The organism is Dictyobacter arantiisoli (genome assembly GCF_008326305.1).
GTDB lineage: Bacteria > Chloroflexota > Ktedonobacteria > Ktedonobacterales > Ktedonobacteraceae > Dictyobacter > Dictyobacter arantiisoli.
The window spans coordinates 1-26480 of the sequence record NZ_BIXY01000039.1 but is presented as its reverse complement, the minus strand read 5'-3'; the positions used below and the strand labels follow the sequence as shown (position 1 = coordinate 26480).

23 protein-coding genes, 7 tRNA genes and 3 pseudogenes are annotated in these 26480 nt (G+C 50.4%); 15 read left to right on the top strand and 18 right to left on the bottom strand.

The features are described from left to right. The first annotated feature begins 44 nt into the window (after positions 1 to 44). From F1593_RS14040 to F1593_RS14030, 3 genes are all read left to right on the top strand, one after another. On the top strand, positions 45 to 2567 hold the full coding sequence (locus tag F1593_RS14040) for a transglycosylase domain-containing protein (RefSeq protein ID WP_149402192.1): 2523 nt from the start codon (positions 45 to 47) through the stop codon (positions 2565 to 2567). Between the two features lie 240 nt (positions 2568 to 2807). Further along, entirely contained in the window at positions 2808 to 3317 is a 510-nt protein-coding gene (locus tag F1593_RS14035) for a GvpU-like protein (protein WP_149402191.1), read from the top strand. Between the two features lie 262 nt (positions 3318 to 3579). Next, on the top strand, positions 3580 to 4197 hold the full coding sequence (locus tag F1593_RS14030; RefSeq protein WP_149402190.1) for a GtrA family protein: 618 nt from the start codon (positions 3580 to 3582) through the stop codon (positions 4195 to 4197). Positions 4198 to 4337: 140 nt separating this feature from the next. On the opposite strand, the gene F1593_RS14025 is transcribed toward F1593_RS14030, so the two are convergent. The 14 genes from F1593_RS14025 to F1593_RS13960 form a co-directional block, all read right to left on the bottom strand. Beyond that, on the bottom strand, positions 4338 to 5000 hold the full coding sequence (locus tag F1593_RS14025; RefSeq protein ID WP_149402189.1) for a uracil-DNA glycosylase: 663 nt from the start codon (positions 4998 to 5000) through the stop codon (positions 4338 to 4340). A gap of 104 nt (positions 5001 to 5104) precedes the next feature. After that, complete coding sequence (locus tag F1593_RS14020; RefSeq protein WP_371873848.1) at positions 5105 to 7549, bottom strand: polyribonucleotide nucleotidyltransferase; 2445 nt, start codon at positions 7547 to 7549, stop codon at positions 5105 to 5107. Between the two features lie 372 nt (positions 7550 to 7921). Beyond that, complete coding sequence (rpsO, locus tag F1593_RS14015) at positions 7922 to 8209, bottom strand: 30S ribosomal protein S15 (protein ID WP_149402187.1); 288 nt, start codon at positions 8207 to 8209, stop codon at positions 7922 to 7924. 276 nt (positions 8210 to 8485) lie between these two features. After that, the gene (gene rplL, locus F1593_RS14010) at positions 8486 to 8863 is read right to left on the bottom strand and encodes a 50S ribosomal protein L7/L12 (RefSeq protein WP_149402186.1); all 378 of its coding nucleotides are present in this window, start codon (positions 8861 to 8863) and stop codon (positions 8486 to 8488) included. Positions 8864 to 8882: 19 nt separating this feature from the next. Further along, positions 8883 to 9422 carry a 50S ribosomal protein L10 gene (gene rplJ / locus F1593_RS14005; protein ID WP_149402185.1) on the bottom strand — a complete coding sequence of 180 codons (540 nt, stop codon included), beginning with the start codon at positions 9420 to 9422 and terminating at the stop codon, positions 8883 to 8885. 543 nt (positions 9423 to 9965) lie between these two features. Beyond that, positions 9966 to 11144 carry a hypothetical protein gene (locus tag F1593_RS14000; protein ID WP_149402184.1) on the bottom strand — a complete coding sequence of 393 codons (1179 nt, stop codon included), beginning with the start codon at positions 11142 to 11144 and terminating at the stop codon, positions 9966 to 9968. 203 nt (positions 11145 to 11347) lie between these two features. Further along, positions 11348 to 12064 (bottom strand): 50S ribosomal protein L1, encoded by a 717-nt coding sequence (gene rplA / locus F1593_RS13995; RefSeq protein WP_149402183.1) that lies wholly within the window; start codon positions 12062 to 12064, stop codon positions 11348 to 11350. 50 nt (positions 12065 to 12114) lie between these two features. Further along, a complete protein-coding gene (gene rplK / locus F1593_RS13990) occupies positions 12115 to 12537 on the bottom strand; it encodes a 50S ribosomal protein L11 (RefSeq protein WP_149402182.1) in 423 nt (140 codons plus the stop codon). Between the two features lie 44 nt (positions 12538 to 12581). Continuing rightward, complete coding sequence (gene nusG, locus F1593_RS13985; protein ID WP_172632113.1) at positions 12582 to 13151, bottom strand: transcription termination/antitermination protein NusG; 570 nt, start codon at positions 13149 to 13151, stop codon at positions 12582 to 12584. 37 nt (positions 13152 to 13188) lie between these two features. After that, entirely contained in the window at positions 13189 to 13578 is a 390-nt protein-coding gene (gene secE, locus F1593_RS13980; RefSeq protein ID WP_149402180.1) for a preprotein translocase subunit SecE, read from the bottom strand. A gap of 83 nt (positions 13579 to 13661) precedes the next feature. Further along, complete coding sequence (rpmG, locus tag F1593_RS13975) at positions 13662 to 13829, bottom strand: 50S ribosomal protein L33 (protein ID WP_149402215.1); 168 nt, start codon at positions 13827 to 13829, stop codon at positions 13662 to 13664. 123 nt (positions 13830 to 13952) lie between these two features. After that, positions 13953 to 15158 (bottom strand): elongation factor Tu, encoded by a 1206-nt coding sequence (gene tuf / locus F1593_RS13970; protein ID WP_149402179.1) that lies wholly within the window; start codon positions 15156 to 15158, stop codon positions 13953 to 13955. Between the two features lie 261 nt (positions 15159 to 15419). Further along, a tRNA-Thr gene (locus tag F1593_RS13965) sits at positions 15420 to 15491 on the bottom strand. A gap of 37 nt (positions 15492 to 15528) precedes the next feature. Beyond that, positions 15529 to 15612: transfer RNA gene (locus tag F1593_RS13960), tRNA-Tyr, on the bottom strand. Positions 15613 to 15913: 301 nt separating this feature from the next. On the opposite strand from F1593_RS13960, the gene F1593_RS13955 reads away from it, so the two are divergent. The 3 genes from F1593_RS13955 (at position 15914) to selA (ending at position 18055) form a co-directional block, all read left to right on the top strand. Next, positions 15914 to 16138: a hypothetical protein gene (locus F1593_RS13955; RefSeq protein ID WP_149402178.1), complete on the top strand. Its 225-nt coding sequence runs from the start codon at positions 15914 to 15916 to the stop codon at positions 16136 to 16138. Between the two features lie 32 nt (positions 16139 to 16170). Then, on the top strand, positions 16171 to 16602 hold the full coding sequence (locus F1593_RS13950) for a type II toxin-antitoxin system PemK/MazF family toxin (RefSeq protein WP_149402177.1): 432 nt from the start codon (positions 16171 to 16173) through the stop codon (positions 16600 to 16602). A gap of 61 nt (positions 16603 to 16663) precedes the next feature. Then, the gene (gene selA / locus F1593_RS13945; protein WP_149402176.1) at positions 16664 to 18055 is read left to right on the top strand and encodes an L-seryl-tRNA(Sec) selenium transferase; all 1392 of its coding nucleotides are present in this window, start codon (positions 16664 to 16666) and stop codon (positions 18053 to 18055) included. A gap of 40 nt (positions 18056 to 18095) precedes the next feature. Here selA and rsgA read toward each other — a convergent pair whose 3' ends face one another. Continuing rightward, the gene (rsgA, locus tag F1593_RS13940) at positions 18096 to 19151 is read right to left on the bottom strand and encodes a ribosome small subunit-dependent GTPase A (RefSeq protein ID WP_149402175.1); all 1056 of its coding nucleotides are present in this window, start codon (positions 19149 to 19151) and stop codon (positions 18096 to 18098) included. 677 nt (positions 19152 to 19828) lie between these two features. Between rsgA and F1593_RS30135 the strand changes: the two are divergent. The 3 genes and pseudogenes from F1593_RS30135 to F1593_RS13925 all read left to right on the top strand — a co-directional run. After that, positions 19829 to 20068 (top strand): annotated as a pseudogene (locus tag F1593_RS30135) (transposase); the annotation flags it as partial. Positions 20069 to 20279: 211 nt separating this feature from the next. Beyond that, positions 20280 to 21224, top strand: a complete 945-nt coding sequence (locus tag F1593_RS13930; protein ID WP_149402173.1) for a helix-turn-helix domain-containing protein — start codon at positions 20280 to 20282, stop codon at positions 21222 to 21224. A gap of 375 nt (positions 21225 to 21599) precedes the next feature. Beyond that, positions 21600 to 22427 (top strand): SDR family oxidoreductase, encoded by an 828-nt coding sequence (locus F1593_RS13925; RefSeq protein ID WP_149402172.1) that lies wholly within the window; start codon positions 21600 to 21602, stop codon positions 22425 to 22427. A gap of 160 nt (positions 22428 to 22587) precedes the next feature. Here the strand turns inward: F1593_RS13925 and F1593_RS13920 are convergent, their stop codons facing one another. Both F1593_RS13920 and F1593_RS13910 read right to left on the bottom strand, forming a co-directional pair. Beyond that, positions 22588 to 23394, bottom strand: a complete 807-nt coding sequence (locus tag F1593_RS13920) for an LLM class F420-dependent oxidoreductase (RefSeq protein WP_235932579.1) — start codon at positions 23392 to 23394, stop codon at positions 22588 to 22590. 447 nt (positions 23395 to 23841) lie between these two features. Further along, positions 23842 to 24581, bottom strand: a pseudogene (locus F1593_RS13910) (Rossmann-fold NAD(P)-binding domain-containing protein). Between the two features lie 128 nt (positions 24582 to 24709). On the opposite strand from F1593_RS13910, the pseudogene F1593_RS13905 reads away from it, so the two are divergent. Then, positions 24710 to 24910 (top strand): annotated as a pseudogene (locus F1593_RS13905) (helix-turn-helix domain-containing protein); the annotation flags it as partial. 3 nt (positions 24911 to 24913) lie between these two features. Here the strand turns inward: F1593_RS13905 and F1593_RS29845 are convergent. Further along, complete coding sequence (locus tag F1593_RS29845) at positions 24914 to 25507, bottom strand: transposase family protein (RefSeq protein ID WP_371873847.1); 594 nt, start codon at positions 25505 to 25507, stop codon at positions 24914 to 24916. A gap of 185 nt (positions 25508 to 25692) precedes the next feature. Between F1593_RS29845 and F1593_RS13895 the strand changes: the two genes are divergently transcribed. The 5 genes from F1593_RS13895 (at position 25693) to F1593_RS13875 (ending at position 26250) form a co-directional block, all read left to right on the top strand. After that, positions 25693 to 25765 (top strand) — tRNA-Met (locus tag F1593_RS13895). 48 nt (positions 25766 to 25813) lie between these two features. Next, a tRNA-Met gene (locus F1593_RS13890) sits at positions 25814 to 25886 on the top strand. Between the two features lie 48 nt (positions 25887 to 25934). Further along, a tRNA-Met gene (locus tag F1593_RS13885) sits at positions 25935 to 26007 on the top strand. A 48-nt stretch (positions 26008 to 26055) separates the two neighbouring features. After that, positions 26056 to 26128 (top strand) — tRNA-Met (locus F1593_RS13880). Between the two features lie 46 nt (positions 26129 to 26174). Continuing rightward, positions 26175 to 26250, top strand: a tRNA-Met gene (locus F1593_RS13875). Positions 26251 to 26480: the final 230 nt, after the last annotated feature.

Here is a 26480-nt window from a genome sequence, read left to right as displayed (position 1 = left end):
GGCGTATATGAAAAATAATGTAGCCGGGTGTGGAGGAGGGTCACATGCCAATGGATGATATTTATAAACATGAGCAAGATAGTGTATTGCTACCATCTGAGCGTGGGGGACACGATAACGTTTCCATTCAGGATCAAGCACATGACATAGAGAAAGTTGTTCAGCCCCAGGCTGCGGTCACTGAGTTGTCTTATCTCAGGCGTTTGCGCACCCATGCGAAGACGTTACAGAAACGCCGGCGTATTAACCGCGTGTTTATGCGGAAGCATCGGCATGAGCGCCTCTACGTTGTGTTTATGCCGCGCCTGACCTTCATAGGATTAGTGTTGATGGCGCTATGTGTATCTCTCTCTTCAGGCCTTGGCGGGGCTGCCGTAGCCTTTTATGTGTCACAACTCCCCTTGTTGGATGGGATTGCCCAGCATTCGCTCTTTCAAACTACCCATATTTATGATCGAACGGGTAAGCTTCTCTATGAATTGTATGATCATGCGACAGATGCGCGAAGTAATGCGGTGGCCGGTCGCCGCACCTATGTAACCTTTTCTGATATTCCTAATTCATTGGTGAATGCTACCATTGCCGCTGAAGATCATACTTTCTGGACAAATAGCGGTGTTGACTATTATGGAATTACACGTGCAATGGTTGCCAATGTGAAGTCTCACAATGTGACCCAGGGTGGTAGCACCATTACCCAGCAGGTGATTAAAAATCAGTTGTTCTTAAACCAGGATCGTACATTGCAAATTAAGGGCGAGGAGGCCCTGCTGGCAACGGCGCTGACACAGCGCTACTCCAAGGGCCAGATCATGGAGATGTATCTTAATACTGTCTTTTATGGAGATACCAATTTTGGCATTGAGGCGGCGGCTCAGGATTACTTTGGCCTGCAACCGAAATGTGCCAGATCGGGGCGTTGTACCCCCGCTGTCGAAGAGATGACGCTGGGAGAGTCTACTCTATTAGCTGGCCTGCCGCAAAGTCCGACCGCCTATATGCCATTCTATAACAAGCGCGCCGCCCTGGAGCGCCAGCAGCATATTCTGGACAATATGTTACTTCTGCATATGATCACGCCCGCGCAAAGCAAGGCAGCGCATCAAGAGATGGTCAACTTTAAATTTAAACGCCTGCCCATGGTCAAAAATGCCCCGCACTTTGTGGATTATCTGGTTGATCAGGTGCTGATCCCGCTCTTTGGTGCTCGTAATCTGGTGGATGGTGGCTATTCGATTTATACGACCCTGGATCTGGATCTGGAACGGCAGGTGGAAAAGATCACCGCTAGCCGCATCAATGGAAACGCGGTCGATGCCTATGGCTATACTAATCTCAAAACCGCGCATAATCTCAACAATGCGGCCGTCGTTGTAACCGATCCTACTACCGGCCAACTGCTGGCTATGAATGGCAGCGTCAACTATAACGACACCTCCAATGATCCCCGTGTACAAGGACAATTTAATTCCGCCGCCGATGCCTTACGCCAGCCCGGTTCATCCTTCAAGCCCTTTGTCTACGCCACCGCGTTTGAAATGGGCTGGTATCCCGCGATGATCATACCAGATATCCGCACATATTTTCCCGATGGCGTAACGCCCTATGGACCACTGGACTATGACCGTCACTTCCGAGGAGCATATAACATGACAATACGTCGTGCTATCGCCAACTCCTTTAATTTGCCCGCCATTCAAGCCCTTGAGTTCGCGGGCATTCCCAACGTGATGAATACCTCGGCCCGTTTTGGTTTAACCAACGTTGCGCATACTCCCAAAAGCCAGCAAGGAGCCTCAATGGCACTGGGTTCGAGCGTCGAATCCTTGCTCAATATGACCAACGCCTATGCAGTTTTTGCCAACAAAGGAGTCCGTATGCCCCAGGTCACCATCTTACAGATTAATGACAATCTGGGACATCCCATCTACAAATTCGATCCTCAGAGAGTGCAGGGTGTGCGAGTCATCAGTGAAGAGGTCGCCTTCTTAATGAGTAGTATTTTATCGGACAATCCCGCCCGCTATGAAGAGTTTGGCCCTGGGAATCCCCTGGAATTGGATCGTCCGGCCGCCGCCAAAACCGGCACCACCGATAGTTTTGTCGACAACTGGACTCTGGGATATACACCCCATCTCGCCGTCGGTGTCTGGGCGGGTAACAGTGACAACACGCCCATGGAAAATGTCATTGGTATCACCGGAGCAGGTCCTATCTGGCATGATGTCATGACCTGGGCCAACAAACACTATCATTTTCCCTCTGATGGCTTCCCTTCGCCTCCTGACGTCCATAAAGACATTGTCTCGGCCTACACTGGCCTCCTGCCGCATCTGACTGAACCAACTGTCAGCGACTGGTTTATAGATGGCACGCAACCGACCATTGAAGGACCCTATTATGCTCCGCCCATCATCGCTGTCAATCCTAATCCTGATGTTGGCAATGGAGACAAGAAAAATCCAAATGAAAAAAACAGCCAGAACCAGGATAATACCCAGAACCAGGGACAGGATAATACCCAGAACCAGGACAACAATCAGAGTCAGGATCAAAACAATCCTTAACCATCGTCCCCACAGAGAAGGCCCGATCCCTCGCGGTTGGGGCATGAGCATTGGAATGCCCTGCCCGAATTGTGGTTGATATAGACGCAACGCAAAATAATGGTATGCTATTACAAAAAGCAATCAGCTGTGCCACGTATTCATGGCATGGACAATTGACGCAATACTTTAACTTGATAGCAACAATTCATATCCAGTGTCAGCAAAGATGACGCTGGAGTGCTCTAGAGGAGATTTGGCATGGCGGACCTTTCCGAGAATGATAAAGAAAATTTACAGCAAACGCTGGCGCAAACAGGCTTTCGTCCCCTTTCGCGCAGTGAACGTCGTAATATCTGGATTCATGACTATCAGGAACAAGACATCGCGCTCCAATCCTGGGCCCGTCTGGTCGAACAGCAAGGCCTGGAGCTAGAGATCATGTTACAGATGCAAGGATTACTCGTCTTTGGCACCATGGTCAGTACCCTGGCCTATGCGCAGTTTTATGTCAACCTGCATGAGCGCATGTATCGAGATGCATCACCTGAGACCGCTGACTTCCTGGGAGAATACTATGCCGCGCTTGTTCCCCCTGAAGATCAGCCTGAGTTTGGCCCGGAAGGCTTACCTGTCATATTCCGCTATGCTCATCTACGGGATGTTACCCTCATGAGTGCCGGACATAAAGTCAAACTCCCCTACTGGCGTGGCAAACTCAATCAAGTCGACGCCTTCGTCGTTGGCGCCTCCGCAGGGGAAGAGGAATAAGTCTGCATATTTTATGAAGTGTTGCTGAAAAAGTTTAAACTTTTTCAGCAACACTTCATAAAATATGCGCAGGTGACGTCTTTTTTAGTGTGTGGTGGAGACCACGGGAGGCTGACACTCTCAAAGAGTTGATTTACATGGAACATTATGGATTACTTTTGGGGGGGCCGTTACATTCACTATCCTCTTTTCGTCTGAGAATCATGTAGGTCGATTTGACTGTACTAGACTATGTAGAAAATTTGGAGCACAATAAAATTTTATGGATCAATCATTCGTTCAGAATAATTCAAAAGAAATTCTAAATCCCTCTCAAGAGGTTATGGAAGAACTGGTCGAGATGGTAGACCAGGTAGCTCCCCTTCAGCAGCTTCCCAGCTATCGCCCTACACGTTGGGCTCTCGCCAATACCGTATTGGATCAGGTGGATCATATCACCAAGGGCCGTGCCGGCTCTTTAATGAAGTTCACCTCATTCCTCATCATCGGTGGTACATGTGCGGTCATCAACCTGATCATTATGGCTGCTTATACACATCTATTTCCGGTGCTGGTCTCTCCTACATTCAATAGTACCTTTGCTTCGTTGCTAGGAGGTGAGCTATCGTTACTGGTTAATTTTGCCTTGAATGATAGATATACCTTCCACGATGCTCCCGGTCAGAATCGCCCCTGGTATATACGCATGTGCCGTTTCAATCTTACCGGTCTGGTTGGTCTTGTGCTTACCAGCGTTATTGAAAGTATATTGAACTCAGCGTTGCATATGAATTCCCTGATCGCACAGGCTATCGCGATCATCATCGTCTTGTTCTACAACTTCTTCTTCCATCAATTCTTTACTTATCGCCGTGTTAAAACTGCCGATGTAGTTGCGTAACAGAATAGCCCTGCCGAAATGGCAGGGCCTACAATTAATGAATTGCTAATATATATTTATTGAATGATGTAATGATAAAGGGGAGCAGATCTATTCATGGGATCTGCTCCCTCTTTGTGGTTATTGATGGTGCAGTGCGATTAGAACAGTGAGAGTTGTTGGGGAGGCTCTTGTTCACGTTGCTGTGGAGAGGTAGGGACGATTGTTTGTGCGGGCTGTTCTGCTGCGCGTAACGCAGCCCGGCGCTCAACCTCAGCAATAATTAATGGTATCTTCTTAAAATCTTGCCGTATGACATCTTTTTTACTGGGATCATGCAGTCCGGCGGCTGGATGGTACATAGCAATACATAGATAGCCATCTTTTCTGCGGGCACGGCCATGAATAGCGCTAATACGCTCTGAGCCGAAGAATTTTGACATAGAGAAGCGGCCCAGGGTTACTATGACTTGAGGACGAATTGCGGCTATCTGACGATCCAGATAATCGTTACAGGCGACCATCTCATCGCGTTCAGGATCGCGATTGCTGGGGGGGCGACATTTGACAACATTTGTAATAAAGACATCGGAACGTTTGAGCTTGATGCTGGCAAGCAGTTCATCCAAAAATTGTCCTGCCGGTCCCACAAAAGGTCGGGCTTGCTTATCCTCATGATAGCCGGGGCCTTCGCCGATAAACATAATCTTTGCGGTGGGCGAGCCCTCGCCTGGAACTGCCTTTGTGCGACCTTTGCAGAGTTTACACCTGGAACAGGTAGAGACTTCTACAGCTACTTCTTGTAAAATCTCCTCTGACGACATCACATTTTTACCCCTTCTTCAAAGCTGATTGATAACCGAGGTCTTTATAAGATAAGGCGACCAGCAAAGGTCGCCTTATCTTATCACTTATTCATGTAGCAGAATTACCAGCGGCGGTCAGGACGCTGACCGTAGTTGTCACGGCGAGGTCCGGAAGGGCCATTAGGATTAGGTGTCCGGCTCGGTCCGCCCATTGGACGGCGCTGGCCGAAACCACCCCCACCGCTATTGCGGTCATAGCCACCGCCACGTGAGCCATTATCGCGGTCATTATTATAACCGCCACGATTGTAACCGCCGCGATCATTGTTATAGCCACCGCGATTAGGGCCACCGTCGCGATCACCGCCGCGCATACCGTAGCCACCGGAGCTGCGACCCGGGCCGCCACGGCCTGGACCACCACGATTGCTACGCTCGCTCTCCATCTCAGCAGCAGTTGGCATTTCGCCACTTAATGCTGAACGGCGTGAGAGGTTAACGCGTCCCTGTCCATCGACCTCAATCACCATCACAGTGATCTCATCGCCGACCGAAACGACATCCTCTGGACGTGCCACCTGGTAATCAGCCAGTTGTGATGTGCGCACCAGACCTTCTTTGCCGGGCAGGATCTCAACGAAGCAGCCGAAATCCACGATACGGCGAACCGTACCGGTGTAGATGTGGCCTACCTCAACCTCTTCAGTCAGGGCGCGTACGGCATCCATTGCATGCTGCATCGCCTCGCCAGAAGTGGCAGAGATATTCACCGAGCCATCATCCTCGATATCGAGTTTGGCTCCGCTCTCATCTTGGATCTTGCGAATCGTCTTGCCGCCTGGTCCGATAACAGCGCCGATCTTATCAGGATTGATCTTAATCGTCTGAATACGTGGTGCGTACTCTGACAACTCCTCACGAGGTGCATCGATCGCATCGAGCATCTTCTCCATGATAAACATGCGGCCTTCGCGAGCCTGCTCAAGAGCCTTCGACATGATCTCGTAGGTGATACCTTTCACCTTGATGTCCATCTGCAGAGCAGTGACACCATCGGCGGTACCGGCCACTTTGAAGTCCATATCGCCCAGTGCATCTTCAATGCCCTGGATATCGCTCAGAACGGCCCATTTGCCAGCGCGCTCACCCTCACCAGTGATCAAGCCCATGGCCACACCAGCGACTGGAGCGTGAATTGGCACACCAGCATCCATCAGAGCCAGGGTCGTACCACAGACCGAACCCATCGAGGTCGAGCCGTTGGAGGAAAGGATATCGGAGACGGCGCGAATAGTATAAGGGAACTCGCCTGGAGAAGGCAGAACGGCCGACACCGCGCGTTCAGCCAGAGCACCATGCCCAATTTCACGACGACCAGGACCACGGAGAGGTTTGCTCTCACCAGTGGAATATGGTGGGAAATTGTAGTGATGCATAAAGCGCTTCTTCTCGCTTGAGCTCAGACCATCCAATACCTGCTCATCACCGGGTGAACCCAGGGTAACCACACTCAGTACCTGAGTCTGGCCGCGCGTGAAAATGGCTGAACCATGGGTGCGAGGTAACAAACCAACTTCGCAGTTGATCGGACGGATCGTTTTCAGATCGCGACCATCGGGACGCACGCCATTGTCCAGAATATTGTTACGGACATAAGCCTTGAGCTCTTTTTCGTAGAAGGAGATAATTTCCTTCAAGCGCTCAGGATACTGGACACCCAGAGTTGAGACCAACTCTTCCTGTACCAGACCCAGAGCATTGGAGCGAGCGGTTTTATCAGTGTTGTTCACCGCAGCCTCAAAACGAGGGCGGACAAACGTCGCGACGTCTACCCGCAAAGCCTCATCCACAAGAGCGGGAACGAAGGGGCGTTTTGCCTTATTGGTCAGCTGAGCCAGTTTCTCCTGCATTTTAATGATATCCTGCAGGCTTTCCTGACCGATGCGGACTGCCTCCAGCATCAACTCTTCAGGCAGTTCTTTCGCGCCAGCCTCAACCATCATCACAGCGTCAGAGGTACCAGCGATCGCGAGATCCAGCTTGCTCTGAGCCATCTGTGACTCGAGCGGATTGATCACAAACTGATCATCGATATATCCGACCCGCACGGCACCAACAGGGCCAGCAAAAGGGATATCCGAAACACTGAGTGCGGCAGACGCGCCAACAATACCAAGGATATCATAATCGTTTTCTTGATCTGCGGAAAGTACAGTGATAACAACCTGGACGTCGTTGCGGTAACCTTTGGGGAAAAGAGGACGGAGTGGGCGATCTGCGAGGCGGCAAGAGAGGATGGCATGTTCAGTTGCGCGGCCTTCACGTTTGATAAAACCACCAGGGATTTTCCCTGCAGCGTACATACGTTCTTCTACATCAACGGTTAACGGGAAAAAATCAATACCCTCGCGAGGCTCGTCACTGCCTACGACTGTTGCCAGTATGATGGTATCTCCGTAGCGCAATAGCACTGCGCCACTACTCTGTTCTGCTACCCGGCCGGTCTCTATGCTCATTACCCGACCGCCGATAACAGCTTCTTGACGGTGAATCATATTTCCTCCGATAAATGGCACCCTATCTTAATCTCTGTCTTGGAATCCTTGGTGGAGGGCCTTTCACATCCCATATCATCTAAAACTGGGTGCAGTTATTCTTTACTTATAAGGGTAAAGCTTTGCGTGCAATCCTCGTCACGCCTCTACCTGCTTGTGGTTTTTCTGTCTTGTCTTCTTTTTTTACTCTATCACGTACTTCTGTGTGGGGATACCCTGCCTGGATGGGCTTGATTTCTCGTCCGTTCTGTCTCGTTTTGTTTCGTCTTGTCTTGTGCTAACAACTGTCTGAATGGATCAAGCGGAGAAAAATGGAGCAGCGGTCGGGCATAACGTACGGCGCTCGCCATGCTTGCGCCGACCGCATCCACAGCAACCTGAGATTTACTGGCGTGGGCCAAGTTTTACGCGAATGCCCAGCTTTGCCACCAACGCGCGGTAGCGCTCTGGACTCTTCTTGCTCAGATATGTAAGCAAGCGTCGGCGCTGTCCAACTAACATCAGCAGGCCTCGACGTGAATGGAGGTCGTGCTTGTGAACTTTCAGATGCTCTGTGAGCTGAGTGATGCGATTTGTCAGAATAGAAATCTGTACTTCAGGAGAGCCGGTATCGGTCTCATGAACACGTGCACTCTCAATAACTTCGGTTTTTTCTTCTAATGTCAATGCCACGTTACTAAATCACCTCCAATGTAATCTGCTTGGGAAAAGATACTGAGGTATGTCTTTTGAGACATACAGGAAAGCCTTACAGTTGTGCATATAACCTGTGCAGGTATACATGTGTTCCTTGTGGGCTTATCATATATGTTCGCATTATAACATGGATACCTCAAGGGCGCAATGAATCAGCATGCCTTGAAAGCCTCTATGCATGAAATGGAACATGTGCGTAAAGGCACCTCTCCGACAATTACTTGTTGGTGAGGTGCCTGTGGAGACGCAATCTTACTTAATGGTGACTTTCGCGCCAGCCTCAGCAAGTTTTGCAGCGATCTTCTCGGCCTCTTCTTTAGAGACACCCTCTTTGACAGCCTTTGGAGCCTCGTCAACGACGGCTTTGGCCTCTTTCAGGCCCAGACCAGTGATCTCACGAACGACTTTGATGACGTTGATCTTGTTAGGACCGACCTCGGTCAGAACAGCGTCGAACTCGGTCTGCTCTTCAGCAGCGGCGGTAGGAGCGGCCTCAGCAGCAACTGGAGCAGCGGCAGCAGCGACAGGAGCGGCGCTTACGCCCCATTTTTCCTGCAGGATCTTTGTCAGCTCTACGAGCCCAAGAACGTTCAACTTTTCGATCTCGGCGATAATGTCTTGTACAGCCATGGTTGGTTCCTCCTAATAATTATTCAGCGGACGTCCCACTGTTGAGTTGGTCGGCACGTGCTTGCAGCACATACGTTAAATCGCGTAATGGAGCGGTGAATAGACCGTACGCTCCGGCAAGTGGTCCCTGGAGTGTACCAACGACTTCTGCTTTCGACTGGTCTTTGCCACCTTTGATTTTACCAATGCCCTCGACTTGATCGGCCGTCAATGAACGACCGCCAAGAATGGCAGATTTGAGAACTGCTACCTTCGAGGTACTGATGTAGTCAGTGACAGCTTTGGCCGCGGCGACTTCGTCTTCGTAACCGAAGGCGACAGCGGACTGACCATTGAAGATTTTGTTATCGACTCCGGTCATATTGTTGCGCTCGGCGGCGATACGCAGCAAGGTGTTTTTCGCAATCTGGAACTCCACCCTGGCATCGCGCATTTTCTTGCGCAGTTCGTTCATATCCTTTACGCTCAAACCCTGAGTTTGAACCAGGATAGCGATCGTCGCACGACCCAGCTTATCAGTTAACTCGTCAATTTTACCTGCTTTTGCCTGTGTTGGCATAAGGTGCTCTCCTCCTTTCCCGAATAGTGCTGTTCAAGCAGTGGATGACTGCCGCTGTTGGTTCTGATTCGCGTTATGGGCGCCTGTTGATCAGCCAGAGTAGTCTTCCGCTTGATTTGAGGGACAGTCCTAAAACCGTCCTACAATTGCTTTTAAGGGCAACAAAAATGCCTTCGATAAAGCACCGAAGGCCGGAGAGAACCTCTATTCTCTATCTATCATACGCAGCGATCATGTGATCCAGCCGCGAATTCTATTCTGGAATAGTTATCCCCTCGGCAAGTCAATCTTCTCAAAAGATTGCTTAGATGCCAGTGGCATGCTTGCTGTCTTCGGCGATGAATAAATCATCTAGAAATGTGTGCCTTACGCACAGCCCAGCTATCATACATCAATGCGAAGCATTTGTAAAGTCTTTTTGGCAACCAATCTGGGCTATTTCATTCTCAGATCAAACTTTCCGGTGTCTAAAAGATCCTCGCTGTATTCAACGACACCACCACGGGCGGACACTCGTCTTGACCTTGCTTGTCTTCGCCAGACTCAAAGGCCAAACTTCTGAAGGAGGAATGAAATAAATGAAAGAGTGGATGGTAAAATCAGCGGTAAGATGATGGGTATAATCACGGTTGCACCAGCCCGACTTAATGTGTTGGTGTCCAGAGGCCAGACAGGGAACAAATTGTATACCAGGTCATAGCGCTTTTTCAGTGTTTCCAGGTGGAGCGTTTCAGCGGCAATACTCTGTGTATCTTGCGTTCCTGAGGATAGAGATTGTATAAGCGCATGCTGATATTCAACCATCAGTGGTTGTAATGCCTCATTGCGCGCTTGTACCATCATACGATGAGGAAAGATCAACCAGCCAATCAAAAGCGTGGGGATCAGCGCTATATAAATAGCACCCAGTAAAAACATTTCAGCGTACGAAAGACCGCTCAGCTTTTGAACAAGTATCATTGCGATCAGCAGGGTTACTACCCAGAGCATCATGCCGACGCAGAGCCAGAGAAGACTTTCAAGAATACCAAGTCCGCCAGAGCCATCGGGATGTATTGGTTGGATTTGAAGGGTGAAAAAATAAAACAAACGATTTGTAAAGATCAATACTATTACGAGCCGTATCACACTCATTCCTGTAGCAAACATCAGAGGGGCATAGGCGATAATCACGATAGCTCGTAACGGGTAAGGTATCGGATTATTTTGAGCTGGTAATTCTCGTAGGAATAATCTGGTGAGGATGTAGAGAACGACAACGATGGTGATTGCCACTGTCCACCAGCTATTATCTATCCAATAGACCAACTGTTGCTTGAAGGCTGCATATGTTTCGCCACCAGGTCGATCTTTACGAGCATGACCAATCACGCCATTCGTCGCGAGGGTATTAAAGAGCTTTACAATAGCGTTGGGAATCAACGTATAGATCAGAGAAAGAAAGGGAAAAAGGATGAAAGTCTGAATGATAAGGCTGAGCAGATCTTTATTATCCCACTCTTTTATCTCATTAACTCGCCAGAGTAACCACGCCAGCAGATAGACGCTTCCTGGAAGAAGGGTTGCACCGGCACTAATCCAGAGATTATTTAGATGTAACTTTCCCTTGAGCAAAATCAATAATGGGTCATGTTGATAGATCTGCTGCGTAGACAAAGTCGTATCCACATTGACTGTTGTGTGCACGCTATCTTTTTCTTCTTCTGTTGCGCCTGCTTCCATGCGATCGCTCCTGAAATATTTGTTAACATTGTCGATGATTTTTTTTATTATAACAATCGTGATGCTTATTGTCTATCCAGTAATCGTACGAGGAAGAGAGCCTGACCGCGAGGGTTCAGGTCTTTGTTGTCTGGGAGAGAAATCTCTACAAAGAAAAAGACACAGGCGCAAATGTGCCTGTGTCTTTTTCTTTGTTCTACTTATTATGCCTGGGGTTTTAAGGCGGTGGCGGCAGCAACTTCCAGATGGATGCTGGGGGACATCGTGGAGGAGAGCACCACGCTCTTCACATAGACGCCTTTGGCGCCGGAAGGGCGAGCACGCATCACTGCATCGATGACCGAGCTGATGTTCTGCAGCAGAGCCTCTTCGCTGAACGAGATCTTACCGGCAGGGATGTGCAGCAGGGAAGTGCGGTCGATACGGAAATCGACACGACCAGCCTTCACTTCGCGAATCGTCTTAGCCAGATCAAAAGTGATCGTTCCAGCTTTTGGGCTAGGCATCAGGTTTCGGGGTCCGAGCTTTTTACCAAGTCGGCCAACCTTACCCATGACATCAGGAGTTGCAATTGCGACGTCGAAGCCCAACCAGTCGCCCTCGATCTGTTTGATAAGATCATCCAGACCGACGATATCGGCGCCAGCGGCCTCGGCCTCGGCTGCCTTCTCACCTTGTGCGAAGACCAGCACACGTACGTCTTTACCAGTACCAGCTGGCAGCGTAGCAACGCCACGCACCATCTGATCAGCGTGGCGCGGATCAACGCCAAGCTTCATATGTACTTCGACGGTAGAATCGAATTTGGCATAGCTAATTTTTTTGAGGAGTGAAACAGCTTCTGATGGCTGGTACAGCTTCTCGGAATCGACCAGCTTGGCCGCTTCCAGGTATTTTTTTCCGTGTTTTGTCGTTGCCATGAATTTTTTGCCCTCCTTGAGGCAGTAACCGCAGTGACTTTCGGGCTGGACTACTCGATGGTAACACCCATGCTGCGAGCGGTACCTTCAATTGTCTTTTCAGCAGCCTCAATGCTATTCACATTGAGATCTTTCATCTTCAACTCGGCGATCTCACGCAATTTAGCGCGATCAATGCTTCCAACTTTGCTCTTGTTAGGGGTAGCAGAGCCAGAGGAGATGCCAGCTGCTGTCTTTAACAGATCAGGTACTGGAGGTGTCTTGGTGATAAAAGTAAAGGAACGATCCTCGAAAATGGTGATCTCAGCTGGGATGACCATACCTGCCTGTTCGGCGGTACGAGCATTGTACTCCTTACAAAACATCATTAAGTTGATGCCGTGAGGTCCAAGTGCAGTACCAATTGGGGGGGCAGGGGTTGCTTTCCCGGCTGGAATTTGCAGCTTTACTACCGCTTTAATACGCTTTGCCATATGTGTTCAAACTCCTCAGAATGGGTCGATGACTGGTGATCGGCTTAGATTTTCTCCACCTGGAGGAAATCCAGCACAACTGGGGTCTCACGACCAAAGAATGATACAAGCACAGTCACTTTATTGCGATCCATATTAATGTCATTGACAGTGCCAATAAATTCGGTAAAAGGTCCATCTACCACACGTACGCTCTGACCTTTGCTGAAGTTGATCTTCGCTTTGGGCTTCTCAACGTCATGCGTAACCTGTTTCAGGATAGTCTGGATCTCGTGTTCCATTAATGGAACGGGGCGCGTCCCGGAACCCACAAAACTGGTGACTCCAGGGGTGTTACGGACGACATACCAGGCTTCGTCGCTCATAATCATCTCGACAAGTACATAGCCAGGAAAAACCTTGCGTTGTACTGTGCGTCGCTGACCCTGTTTAATTTCCACCTCTTCTTCCATCGGAACAATGATACGAAAAATCTTATTTTTCATATCCATCGAAGCGATACGTGCCTCGAGGTGGCTTCTTACTTTGTTTTCATAGCCGGAGTATGTATGTATTGCATACCAGGCACGTTTCTCCTCGGGCGGCTCTTTTCCACTGGTACGTTCAGTAACCACAGCGTTTCCCCTTATGCTTTCCAGGTGTCGGAGCTAGTTACCCACCGATTATAACTTTGAAGAGATTAAAAAGCCCGAGATCAACTAAGGATAAAAGTACGGCGAGGATCACAGAAATAATCAGGACCATAATGGTCATGTTTCTGGCTTCCTCAAATGTTGGCCATGTTACCTTGTAGCGGAGCTCATAGTAAGCTTCGTAGACAAAGCGACCAATCCTATTGTTGCGCCATCGTGCAACTGGAGAAGATCCTTTAGAAGATCGACGAGCAGCGGGCTTACTGGCTGACTTGGTTGTGGCAGTCTCGCGCTTTTGCTCACGCCGTTCTTCGCGGGCCGAAGCTTTCGCTGCAGCTGTCGTCTGAACCTGTTGAGGTTGGACTTCAGTTGCCTGACTTCGGCTGACATTTTTCTTTCTGTCAGTCATGTTCTTTGCCACGTTCAACCTTTCTGATCAGTAACGATCTCACCTGGTTCAACCTACGAGTTGAAGGGAGACAATCATACTTCTTACTTGGTCTCGCGGTGAGGCGCAGGCTCTTGGCACGTGCTACAATACTTCCTCAGCTCCATGCGCTCAGGATTGTTCTTCTTGTTTTTTGAGGTGGTATAGTTGCGGCTTTTACACACTGTGCAAGCCAATGTTACCACGATACGACTTTCTTTGCTCTTTGCCATTTTCTTCTCCGTTAACGGGTTGGGTTTGGCTTGCTGCTGACTCAGGCTGTCTATTTCATCAGGGAATTTGAAGAGACAGTTGTGGGCGCAAGTTTTTGCGCCCACGTTGTCTGTTCGTTATTCTTAGCTGATGACCTGTGTGCAGAAACCAGCACCAACAGTGCGGCCACCTTCACGGATGGCGAATTTCACGCCTACTTCCATAGCGACCGGCTGGATTAACTCAACTGTCATTTCGATGTTGTCACCAGGCATGACCATTTCAACACCCTCTGGCAGCTTGATCGAACCGGTTACGTCCGTGGTGCGGACATAGAACTGGGGGCGATAGCCGTTGAAGAATGGAGTATGGCGGCCACCCTCTTCTTTCGAGAGGACGTATACCTGAGCTTTGAAGTTTTTGTGAGGTTTGATGGAACCGGGCTTCGCCAGCACCTGACCACGTTCGAGGTCGGCACGCTCAACACCACGCAGGAGACACCCAACGTTATCACCAGCCATACCGGTGTCCAGCGTTTTCTGGAACATCTCAACGCCAGTGACGACGACGTTGCGGGTCACTTCCTGAATGCCAACGATCTCGACGTTCTCACCAACTTTGACGACGCCACGCTCGATACGACCGGTAGCGACAGTACCGCGACCTTTAATACCGAAGACGTCCTCAACAGGCATCAAGAATGGCTGATCAGTGGCACGTGGAGGAGTGGGAATATACGCGTCGACCTGGTCCATGAGATCCCAGATGGGTTTGGCATCAGGATCGTTGCGGGACAGATCGCCTTTGCTCTCCAGGGCTTTGATGGCGGAGCCGCGTACGACTGGAACATCATCGCCAGGGAACTGGTACTTGGAAAGCAGTTCACGTACTTCCAACTCAACCAGTTCGAGCAACTCTTCGTCTTCCATCATATCAACTTTATTCAGGAAGACCACCATGGCAGGCACTTCTACCTGACGAGCAAGCAGTACGTGCTCGCGCGTCTGAGGCATAGGACCGTCAGGGGCACTCACCACGAGAATAGCGCCGTCCATCTGAGCGGCACCCGTGATCATGTTCTTAATGTAGTCAGCGTGACCGGGGCAATCGACGTGAGCATAGTGGCGTTTCTCAGTCTCATACTCCAGGTGAGCAATCGAGATGGTGATACCACGCTCGCGCTCTTCGGGAGCTTTGTCGATCTGGTCAAAAGCCGTATACTTGGCAAGCTGTGCTGCTGACAACACTTTTGTGATGGCCGCGGTCAGCGTGGTTTTGCCATGGTCAATGTGTCCAATGGTGCCAATGTTCACATGCGGCTTTGTTCGCTCGAACTTTTTCTTCGCCATTTCCTACTGTGGCTCCTTCTGCAATCCTGCTTACGTTCAGATCAGATAGCAATGGTGTAGACATGCAGCAGCCGTCTCCTATATCCGATCGTCAAACAATGAGAATAAACCTTCCTACGATAAAACGGACGGGAGGTGACGATCAATCAGAAGACGGCAGCAAGATCTTTTCTTATTTCTTATAAGACACACGCGGAATTCATGAGGATGGGCCTGGAGTGTGAAGAACAAACGGCCCATACTGTATATGGAAACCACGGAAGCCCGTGATGGGAATTGAACCCATGACCTCATTCTTACCAAGAATGTGCGCTACCTCTGCGCCACACGGGCCTGATTACTTACTACCAATATCTGGAGTTATTGATAGTGGTGGGCAGTGGAGGATTCGAACCTTCGAAGCTTACGCAACTGATTTACAGTCAGTCCCATTTGTCCACTTTGGTAACTGCCCCTATGTGTCAAACACTCCAGATCTCTCTGGATGATTGTTCTGAGTGATCAACGACGTCATTATAGCCGACCGGTGTCGTTGTGTCAAGCACTTTTACAGGGAATTTTTTTAATGCTGAGAAAATTGGTAAATTGGTATTCATTTTATCTGCTCGTTGAAAGTCGTTACCAAAAGCATTGCGTCTTGCCTAAATTGCTGGTATAATCTCCAACGTTGGAGAAATTCATTACACCTCATGCGGTTTTTCCGCTACCCAATGTGCGAGTAATCTGTTAGGATTTAGGAATAAGAGGTAGCTTCTATGGCGACGAATTGTGACTTCAGCCGTTCTTCCTTGCTGAGTGAACAATACCAGCATGATATGGAACTCATCGCTGTCGCATTACAAGAGGAAAATCAGGATGAACGTGATGAGCGCCTCGGCCTCGTTGCTCGCTCCTGGGCCTTAACGTCTGCATGTTTCCATTCACAGCTCGAAACCAGTGATGTGGCGTCCTATACTCCGGTTGCTCTTGTTCGTCCGTAGTTTATTAGTAAAGATGTGTTAATTTAATTACCATGCCTCATCCTCCTGAAATTGCACCGGACTCACTCACTTACCTTACGCCAGTGCAGTTTGGCATGGTGTATTGGGTGAATTTCGGATATCCATCTCTTCCTCCCGGAATTGAGGAAAAACGGATACTTGATTGGCATCCTGCACTGGTAGTGTCAGGAGAGCCTTTTTGTCGCCATGCAGGGGCAGTCAATGTGGTTGCATTAACCTCCTATCGTGGCAAACTGCGCCCTTATCACCATCTTCTTCTCAAGCGCGATTATCCTTTGTTAGACACCGACAGCCTGGTGAAGACAGAATTGATGTATCCTATTCTGCGCTCTCTCCTGGCTGATCAATATGCTATTTGTCGCTTGAATGACGCCGATCTGCGGGCCGTGATAGGCAAGGTAGCAAATAGTCTGGCGATCACGATGTTCTATTCATTACATTAACCTTTTCCTGAAAATTTTTCTGGCGGTCGACTTCTATTCCTGTACGGTGAGATAAGCTATTATGACGCTCGATCACAATCAGTTTCGCTTCCTTCCTTCGGTAGATGAATTATTGCGTACATCTGAGGGCGAAAGATTGATCGCGACGTTCTCACATGATCTGGTGGTGAGCGCTCTCCGTATGCATATCGCACAGGCTCGAGATGCCATTCGGGCCGGTGCGCTTTGTCCCTCTCCCGAAGTGCTGCTCGCAGCTGCTGATCTCTCTTTGCGCCAGCAAGCCCGTCCCCAATTGCGTCCCGTCATCAATGCGACTGGCGTGATTATTAATACTAATCTGGGACGCGCCCCGCTCAGTCAGATGGCTTTGCAGGCCGTACAAGAAGTGGCTGGTGGCTATTCCAATCTTGAATATGATCTGGCCGCAGGCTTACGCGGCTCACGCCATACCCATATCACAGCATTATTGCGCGAATTAACCGGGGCCGAGGCGGCGCTGGTGACAAATAATAACGCTTCGGCGGTACTGTTGGGATTGAGCGCTCTGGCGGCGGGACGCGAGGTGATTATTTCGCGTGGACAACTGGTCGAAATTGGCGGTGGTTTCCGTATTCCTGATGTGATCCGTCAAAGTGGCTGTACACTGGTTGAAGTGGGAACGACGAATCGGACCAGGATTAAGGATTATGCTGCGGCGCTGAGCGAACGTACGGCGGTTCTGCTGACAGTCCATCCCAGCAATTTTTTGATGACTGGCTTTACGGAAGCAACTTCAACACAGGAGATGGCCGAGTTGGCCCACGCGCATGGCTTACTGGTGATGGATGATCTTGGCAGCGGCTGTTTTTTGCCGAGTGAGCAGTATGGTTTAAGCCATGAGCCGACCCCACGTGAGAGCCTGGTGGCCGGTGCTGATCTGGTATGCTTCTCCGGGGATAAACTGCTGGGGGGACCACAGGCTGGTATCCTGGTCGGTAACGCGGATGTGATTGCACGTCTGGCACAGCATCCTTTGATGCGGGCCGTCAGAATCGATAAAATGACATTGGCAGCGCTTGAAGCTACCTTGCGCCATTATCAGCGTGGGCAGGCGGAGACGCATATTCCTGTCTGGCGGATGATTGCGGCGCGGCCTGAAAAGCTTGCCAGTCGGGCCGCCGATTGGGCGCACCAGCTCACTGCCAGAGGCTTTGCTATCCATACGCTGTCTGGTGAATCCACTATCGGTGGAGGATCATTGCCGGGCGAGACGCTACCCACTACATTACTGGCGCTGGATGCTGAACAGATGCCTTGCGCGCTCGATCTGATCGCGCAACGCCTTCGTGAACGCTCCATCCCTATCATCACCCGCATTTTCCGAGATACCTTGCTGCTCGATCCCCGCACCATCCTCGAAGAGCAGGATAAAGAAATCGTTCCTGCCCTTCTCTCCATCTTAACCTCACCGTAAAGGTGAGGTCTTCAGTTTTCGTTGGGATAAGAATAAAGATTTAGCGTTCTACGCCTGTATACATACGGACATAGCTGCGGTGCCGTCGTTCGTTGATCAGACCGTCATCGACAGCCTGACAGATGGCGCATCCTTCTTCATCCAGGTGGGCGCAATCGCTGTAGAAGCATTCGCCGAGGTAGGGACGGAACTCGCGGAAACACCAGGCCAACTCTTCAGGAGCGATATTCCAGGTTGCCAGGGCACGAATACCGGCGGAGTCGGCTAACCAGCCGCCCTTGGAGAGTGGATAGAGTTGCGACCCGGTAGTGGTATGTCTGCCTTTACCAGTTACATCGCTGACCAATCCTGTGCGTAGCGCCATTCCTGGCTCAATCGCGTTGACAAGCGAAGATTTTCCTACTCCCGAGGGTCCCGTAAAGAGGGTGGTATGATCTTTGAGAATTTCTCGTAGCTGCGCAATCCCCTCTTCTGTATGGGTGCTACTGCGAATGACGGTATAGCCGAGCTGACTATATAATTCTATAGCCTCTTCTACGTAATCTTCATGCGGTAGATCAGCCTTGTTGATACAGATAACTGGCATCAATTGGGCCGACTCACAGATGGTCAGATAGCGATCCAGCAGACCAAAGTGTGGATCAGGCTGCGCGGTAGCAAATACCACCACGACTTGATTGAGATTGGCTAATAAGGTTTGTTGCACTAATTTATTGGCATTTGAGCCGGCATCCAGGCGTGAGAGTTCACTTTTGCGGGGTAATATTTCTTCTATCAAACCAGTGGTTTCATCCAACTTACGGATCACCACATAATCCCCGACTGAGAGTCGGACCGGCGCGGGAGTTTCGCTACTATCGTGCTTCTCAATGCGCTCGGTGCGTTCGACTTCGTTAGAAGTGCTATATTTATTTGCGCGCTGCTGCTGAGTCTGTCGTACTTTGCCAATGGCTTTGGCTGTATTGGCCTGCGCGAACGCCTTTTTGAGTTTGCCTCGCAACGTACAACGCATAATGCCATTATCGGTATGAACATCGTAAATGCCATGTGCGCCGTTGAGGACCATGCCGGTCAGTTGTGCCGGGTTGTTAATCAATGCTGTATTCCCTCCACAGAGAATAAAAAAAACACGGTCTAAAACAGTTGAGTGTTATGTCGTTTAGTGAAACTGTCTACCGTGCTGGAAGGAAGTGGAGGGCGGTGGAACCATGCGTCGTGTTATTGCGCTGGTCGGACACTTTCAGCATCGCTGTGGGATACCGGTATCCTGACCTTGTGGTTTTCGCCCGTTACCCTCGAGCGGGGTAGACAAGGTGCATGCAGGCACAGTATGGAAATTTGTGTGTTTAGCCATAAAACTGCACCTCCTTGACTGGACGAGCCAGAACTTGAAAAAACAGTATTCTTTTTAGAGCATACTAGAATCTCTATACGTTTGTCAATGCGCAAATGCGACAATGCGACACCCCAAAGCTACCCTTCACAGGCAATACCGCTCAATGAACGAAAATATAGGGAAAAACGTAGGTGTGTTTCTCCTCATTCTCACCTCTCGCGGTCTGTCCATCCATTCCTCGTGTTTCAGCGTGTATCGCTGGTTGGCAGCCTATGTCCATGCACACCAGATGATCGAAGAGCAGCAAGGTACCCTTTGCCAGCCCTTCAATCTGGGCTACTACGCCTTTGCGTGGTTTGATGAACTGATCTTGCCCCGATTTGAAAGAGTCCCCAAAGCTGAGATATACTCAATCAAGCTTAGGAAAAGGATTAACAATGGGCAAGATTCAAAAATTCTACTCGAAAGAATTCAAAGAGGAAGCAGTGCGACCAGTGCAAACGTCGGGCAAATCGATCGCGCAGATAGCACGAGAGCTGGGAATCTCGGATAGTGCGATTCATACCTGGCGCAAAGAGTTGGCAAAGCATGGGGAAGAGGCATTTCCAGGAAAAGGGCATCAAACAGCATTAGAGGAAGAAAACCGACGCCTCAAACGAGATTTGGAACGCGTCCAAACGGCACTCCTCAAGAATGGGGCGACGAAGACTTGGATTGCCAACAAATATGGGACAACACGCCGAAATTTGAGTCATATTTTTTGGGGGCTTATTTCCAAAGAATCATGCGCCCTCGGGCGCACCACCTGGTATGAAACCTTGGACGACATGACAAGGTTCACTTTTTCTCGGGCAGTGTGAGAGGAAATTTGCACAAGGAAAAGCAGTTATGAACAAAGAACTCATCATCGATTCTTTTGACCAACAGTATCAGCCTGTGTTTTCAAGCAAGTCACTGGGATGGAATGGCATTAAAGCTGCGCGTTATTTCCTTTCGCCTGGTCACGTCTCTAAGAAACAGGGTCTTCCCGTCCACTTGCTTCTGCTCTACCTTGGAGAGCCAAGCATGATTGTACAAATGGGTTCCACGTCCACCAGTAACATATTTATCAAGAAGGGCGAACATGCTTTTGTGCCCGCAGGGAGCTGGCTTGAGGGAAACTGGTCGATGGATGCTGATTTTCTCTTCTTGAATTTCGATCCGACATTTATGCGCGCTCTTCTTGAAGCAAGCGATGTTGAGGCAAACCGTATTGAACTTCTCTCACACAGCTTCTTGCCCGACCAATATAGTGAGCAATTGGGGCGAATGTTGCTCCGTGAGATCCATTCCTCAGGCTTCAATACACGACTCTATGCCGAATCGTTGGCTACCACGCTCGCGCTCCATTTGTTGCGGTACTACAGTACGCTCCAAAAAGGAGAGCGGAGCGTCACCAGGGGTCTGAGTAAGACGCAACTTCGCCAGACGCTTGAGTATGTGCATGAATATTACGCGCAAGACCTCTCAGTTGCTGAATTGGCCGTTGCTGCCAATGTGAGTCCTTCTCACTTCGCACGACTCTTCAAGAGAACGATAGGTATGGCACCACACGAGTACCTTATCGCCTGTCGTATTGAGTGTGCTAAGAAACTCCTCTTGACTGAAGATATCTCGATTCACGAGATTGCCTCTCAATGTGGTTTTGCCGACCAAAGTCACCTCACACGCCATTTCCAGCGCATGGTAGGTGTGACACCCGGAGAACTCCGAAAAGATCGCAGGAACGTTCTACGATTGGGTAGGAACGTTCAAGACATAGAAGGTACATCTATCTTACACTCTTTTAAGTAAAGGCATCCCGTTGGTGCCTTCCATAGACAACGATTGAGTTCTATGGAGTCGTAATTCTTTTCGTTTTTTTGCCCATATAGCTTCGCGTATCTCAATAGTTGAGATGCAGAAGCAGTGCCTTTCGCTGGTCTGACACAATTCTTTTTCGTAGCAACAAAACATACGTTGCATCGGTCGTCAGGCTCTCGCAAATGGTCGTTTTCGTCAGACTCACAAAAAGTTATCTGGCAGAAGCCAGCAACCATTATATAACATTGGCCCGCTTGGTAGGCTGATCGGCAGTAAACCAGCGAAAAGTTATCGGAAGTTTATTGAGTCAAACAACAACACGCACTGGCAGGGCAATACTACGAAGACTCACCCGAGGGAGAAAACATGACGCAGACAGTACTCATTACAGGATGCTCATCTGGCTTTGGAAAAGCATCAGCTCTCACATTCCGGAGCGCAGGTTGGAATGTTGTGGCAACAATGCGCAATACCGATCAGTGGGAAGAGACCCAAGACTCAGCGGGCATTTTCGTGACGAAGCTTGACGTCCAAAATGAAGCGACGATTCACCAAGCGATCACGCTCGGCGTTGAGCAATTTGGTCGTATCGATTGCGTCGTCAATAATGCTGGCATGGGGTTGTTCTCCGTCTTTGAAGCAACCCCGATGGCAACGATCAACGTGCTGTTTAGCACAAATGTTTTTGGCCCAATGCTCGTGACGCAAGCCATCCTTCCGCACTTTCAAGCGAACGGTGGTGGGCGCATCATCAACATCACTTCGGGGACGGCCACTGTACCGGAACCACTGATGTCGGTTTACAGTGCGAGTAAGGGTGCTCTTCATTGTTTCACAGAAGCGCTGCAATACGAGATGCAGAACCAGAATGTGGCAGTGAAAATGGTTGAGCCGGGATTCGTAGCAAGCACGCAATTTACTCAGCAGGCTCAGCAAGCTGCAGACGCAATTCCAATTCCATCTTCATATCAAGCGTATGTCGCTCAGAGGATAGCCTTCTTCATGGGCGAGCCGCCCAAGGACTACTTTGGGACAGAGAACGATGTCGCAGAAGCTGTGCTCGCAGCCGCCACAGACACTACTGGCAAGCTACGCTTCCTGGTGGGGCAGGATGTAAAGGACAGCGATCGGATGCGGCGTGCTCCGTCTACAGAATACGACGAATGGAGGAACTCTAGATTCGCTCCCCGATGATGTCTCTCTTTCGAGTTTGTTGTGGCCGACGTGGGGTATAGTGGTCCCAACATTTTTCTCCCCAAAATCGCCTTGGCGAATTCTTAGCGGGAATTTTGGGAGAGAAAAATGTTGGGACCCCAACTGTAGCAGATCCGTTTACTTCTTGCAACACAACCTATCAGGCCTTGTTGCGGGAGTCTCGCCAGCGGATGAGCTGTTCGAGGGCTGGGAAGAAGGCTGGTAAGTCCTGCGGTGCGCCCGGGCCGATGATGAGTTGGCTGACACCAGTTGAGATGAATGCATCGCGTGTCTCGTCGCTATCTCCTGCTTTCGTAATAACGGTACGCTCAATGTCGCTGGGATTACGATCCTCTTTGGCGCACCACTCGTCGAGCACCTGCATCTTCTGTTTGATGGTCTCAGGATCACCTAGGCCGTTCCACATATCCGCATATTTGGCGGTAATGCGCAACGTCTTCTTTTCGCCGCCGCCACCGATCAGGATCGGCACACTGCCGTGGATGGGTTTGGGCCTATCAATCTCCCAACGGTGTTTGATGGTGACCAGAGACTCTTCAAGAGCGGCCAGGCGGCTACCAGCAGTGCCGAAATCATAGCCGTATTCTTTATAGTCACGCTCAAACCAGCCAGCTCCTATACCCAGGATCAAGCGGCCATCGCTAATGTGATCAACTGTTTTCGCCATATTGGACAGCAAAGCGGGATTACGATAGGTATTGCCGGTCACCAGACAACCGATCTGAGCACGTGTGGTCAGAGTAGCCATTGCGGTTAGCAATGTCCAGCTCTCAAAGTGATTCCCCTGAGGATCGCCAGACAGCGGGAAAAAGTGATCCCAGTTCCAGATACTATCTACACCAAGGTCCTCGACCCGGCGCACTGCATCTGCGAAATCTTTATACGTCGTATGTTGCGGATGAATTTGTACACCTACTTTTATAGGGTGCGTAGACTGTTGTGTCACGGATAGAAATCCTTCTTTTTGCAATTATCGAAACATGGAAGATTCTGGCAGCTTCAGATGGACTCTCTCCACCAGATCCAGAACAGCTTTGCCGGTGAATTGTCTTTCCCAAAAGCGTTGTGCGATATCACCAACGTCGTGTCAGGAAGCCTCCACCTCGATTGGCGTCCGCAATTGCTGCTCTGCTACCATTTGCGCGAGCCTGGCCAGATCTTCAGATCGACCCTTCACGCGAGCAATGCTGACGAGAGCCTGGACAAAATCGTGGTCGCCCTCGCCATGCACCGACGGTGGAGGCCGCACAACTGATACGCGGAAAACTCCAACGCCATTTCTGGATCACGGGGAGCATGAACCGCCGCAGCCGAACGGGTATCCAGCGGTGTCCTCCTCCGGTCTGTTCATACCCAAGGGTCATTGTCATCAGGAGTGACCCTCAGCCTCACATCAGTTGTTGAAGTAGTGCTGTTCGAGGTCCCGGGATCAGTGCGAGGTGTACAGGCCGCCATCCCAAGAGTTCCTGGGTCTGTGCACTCCTCGACCTCGGGGCGTCGAGCGCCGCCACGGCGCCGATAAAAGAGCCGAAGTGGGCGTCAGCCTCTTCACGGGAAATGCTGACCACCGGCAGATTCAGGTGGCGACCGATGACGCCAGCGATGTCGCGGAATGGGACACCCTCGTCGCCAACCCCTTGAAACCGTGACCCCGCCGGGGCGACTTCCAGTGCCAGGCGGAACAGGCGCGCCGCATCGAGACGATGGACAGCCGGCCAGCGGTTGGATCCGTCGCCGATATAGGCGGAGACGCCCTTCGCGCGAGCGATGGTGATCAGTCTGGGCATGAAGCCGCCCTTGTCGCCCTCGCCATGCACAGCCGGTACGAGACTGACGACCGATGATCGCACTCCAGCCAGTGCGAGCACCGCGTTATCCGATGCTTCCCCGTTTATGTGAGCGGTGGTCACGAACGGCTTGCCGGTGCCCTCAAGTGCCGCCCCTATCGTCTGGACGGCGCGCAGATCGGTGGTCAGCGCGGCTGCGAAGTCCGAGAGGTTTTGCCCAAACGCCAGGTGAATGACGCCGTCGGCAGCGGCGGCACCAAGGCGCAGGCTGTCGAGGTCGTCAGATGAGTTCGCGGACGATGGCGGAACCGATGAAGCCTGTGGCCCCTGTGACGAAAACACGCATAAGAAAGTTCTCCTTCTACTGGTAAGATCAAGCGTGAGTGTGATAAAGTGAGGGTTCCTCCCTATAGTAACGGAGGAACCCTCACTTTATCAAGGACTAATATTCCTGGGAGGAAGGGGGAGCATGAAATGAACGAGCCAACACACGCCAACCGCCCCATGCGAGCTGATGCCCAGCGCAACTACGCCAGCCTGCTGAACACGACGCGAGTCGCAGTCTCGGAGCGCGGCGCTGACATCGTCCTCGAAGACGTTGCCAGGTCGGCTGGGGTCGCAATCGGAACGCTGTACCGCCACTTCCCCACGCGTCAGGATCTCCTTGAAGGGGTAGAGCTATGAAGTAGGCCGCTGGCGAGGTACCATTGCTGGCCCTGTTCCATCGGCCCCTTCCCGAACCACACAGGACCGTTTCCATGTCATGCGCTTTCTCCGCAACCATCTCTTCCTTGAGGACAATACCCGTCTGTGCTTCATAAGATGCATATGATGCATATTCTTTTGATCTTCTGCAAGATGATGTTGTGTTCCTCGTAACATCTTTCTATCGAGCACCACATGCATTTGTTCTTTTATTGTGCGTTTCTCTGTTCTCACACGTGTCAGCAAATCCATAAGGACCTGATTTACCTGAGCTTGATCCACTCCCCGCAGCACATTACTGTGCGTCGCAGCACACGGAAACGTCGCACGCGTTTCAGGTAATACCTGTTGTAACCAGGTGCTACGCAAGCGTATCCATTCGCTGATGGCTTGAAGCGTCGTTTCTCCTGCCATCTTGGCCAGCAACACACAGGTTAGGAGAAGGGCTAACCCATATCTCTTTCCCCGTTTCCCACGGAGATCTTGAATTTTACTCAATTCGTGATAAATGGAAAGGGCTTCACATTCCTTGCTCCACTCTGTTCGTTCCCTTAGTTCTTCCAACATGGTATAGTTCATCTGACGATCAGCCCTCGTTCCGTGACGTTTTTGTTTTCATCACTGTAACAGGGACTGATCCTTTTGTTTCTTCTTCAGAACTTCTGGGAGGGGAAGGGAAAATTAAGTAGCCCTGGTGTTTTTCTAGCCCTACTTGACATCTAGTTGAGAATGTAGTATTCTAAGACAGTCGACGCGGGATAGAGCAGTGGTTAGCTCGTCGGGCTCATAACCCGGAGGTCACAGGTTCGAGTCCTGTTCCCGCTATTAGCGTTTCGGCGCTATGGTCGACATAACACGGAATCCCATTATTGACGCGGGATAGAGCAGTGGTTAGCTCGTCGGGCTCATAACCCGGAGGTCACAGGTTCGAGTCCTGTTCCCGCTATTAGCGTTTCGGCGCTATGGTCGACATAACACGGAATCCCATTATTGACGCGGGATAGAGCAGTGGTTAGCTCGTCGGGCTCATAACCCGGAGGTCACAGGTTCGAGTCCTGTTCCCGCTATTAGCGTTTCGGCGCTATGGTCGACATAACACGGAATCCCATTATTGACGCGGGATAGAGCAGTGGTTAGCTCGTCGGGCTCATAACCCGGAGGTCACAGGTTCGAGTCCTGTTCCCGCTATTAGTGTTTCGGCACTATGTTTGATCAAACCCAAAATCCCTATTGACGCGGGATAGAGCAGTGGTTAGCTCGTCGGGCTCATAACCCGGAGGTCACAGGTTCGAGTCCTGTTCCCGCTACCAGAACCCTTTCTATAATAACCCTTATAGAAAGGGTTCTTTTTATGCCTTCGTGCAGGCGCTTTAATTTGCCCTTCATCGCTGAGTTTTCTGCACCACTTACATACCAGCATGGGTCACCCCGAATCTTTCGAACAAATATTCGAGTGATAAAAGACTCAACAAAGGAAGTGAAACCTAAAAAACCTCCTGAACGATGTAAAGGAAATTGATAAATTCCAAACAGTTCAGGA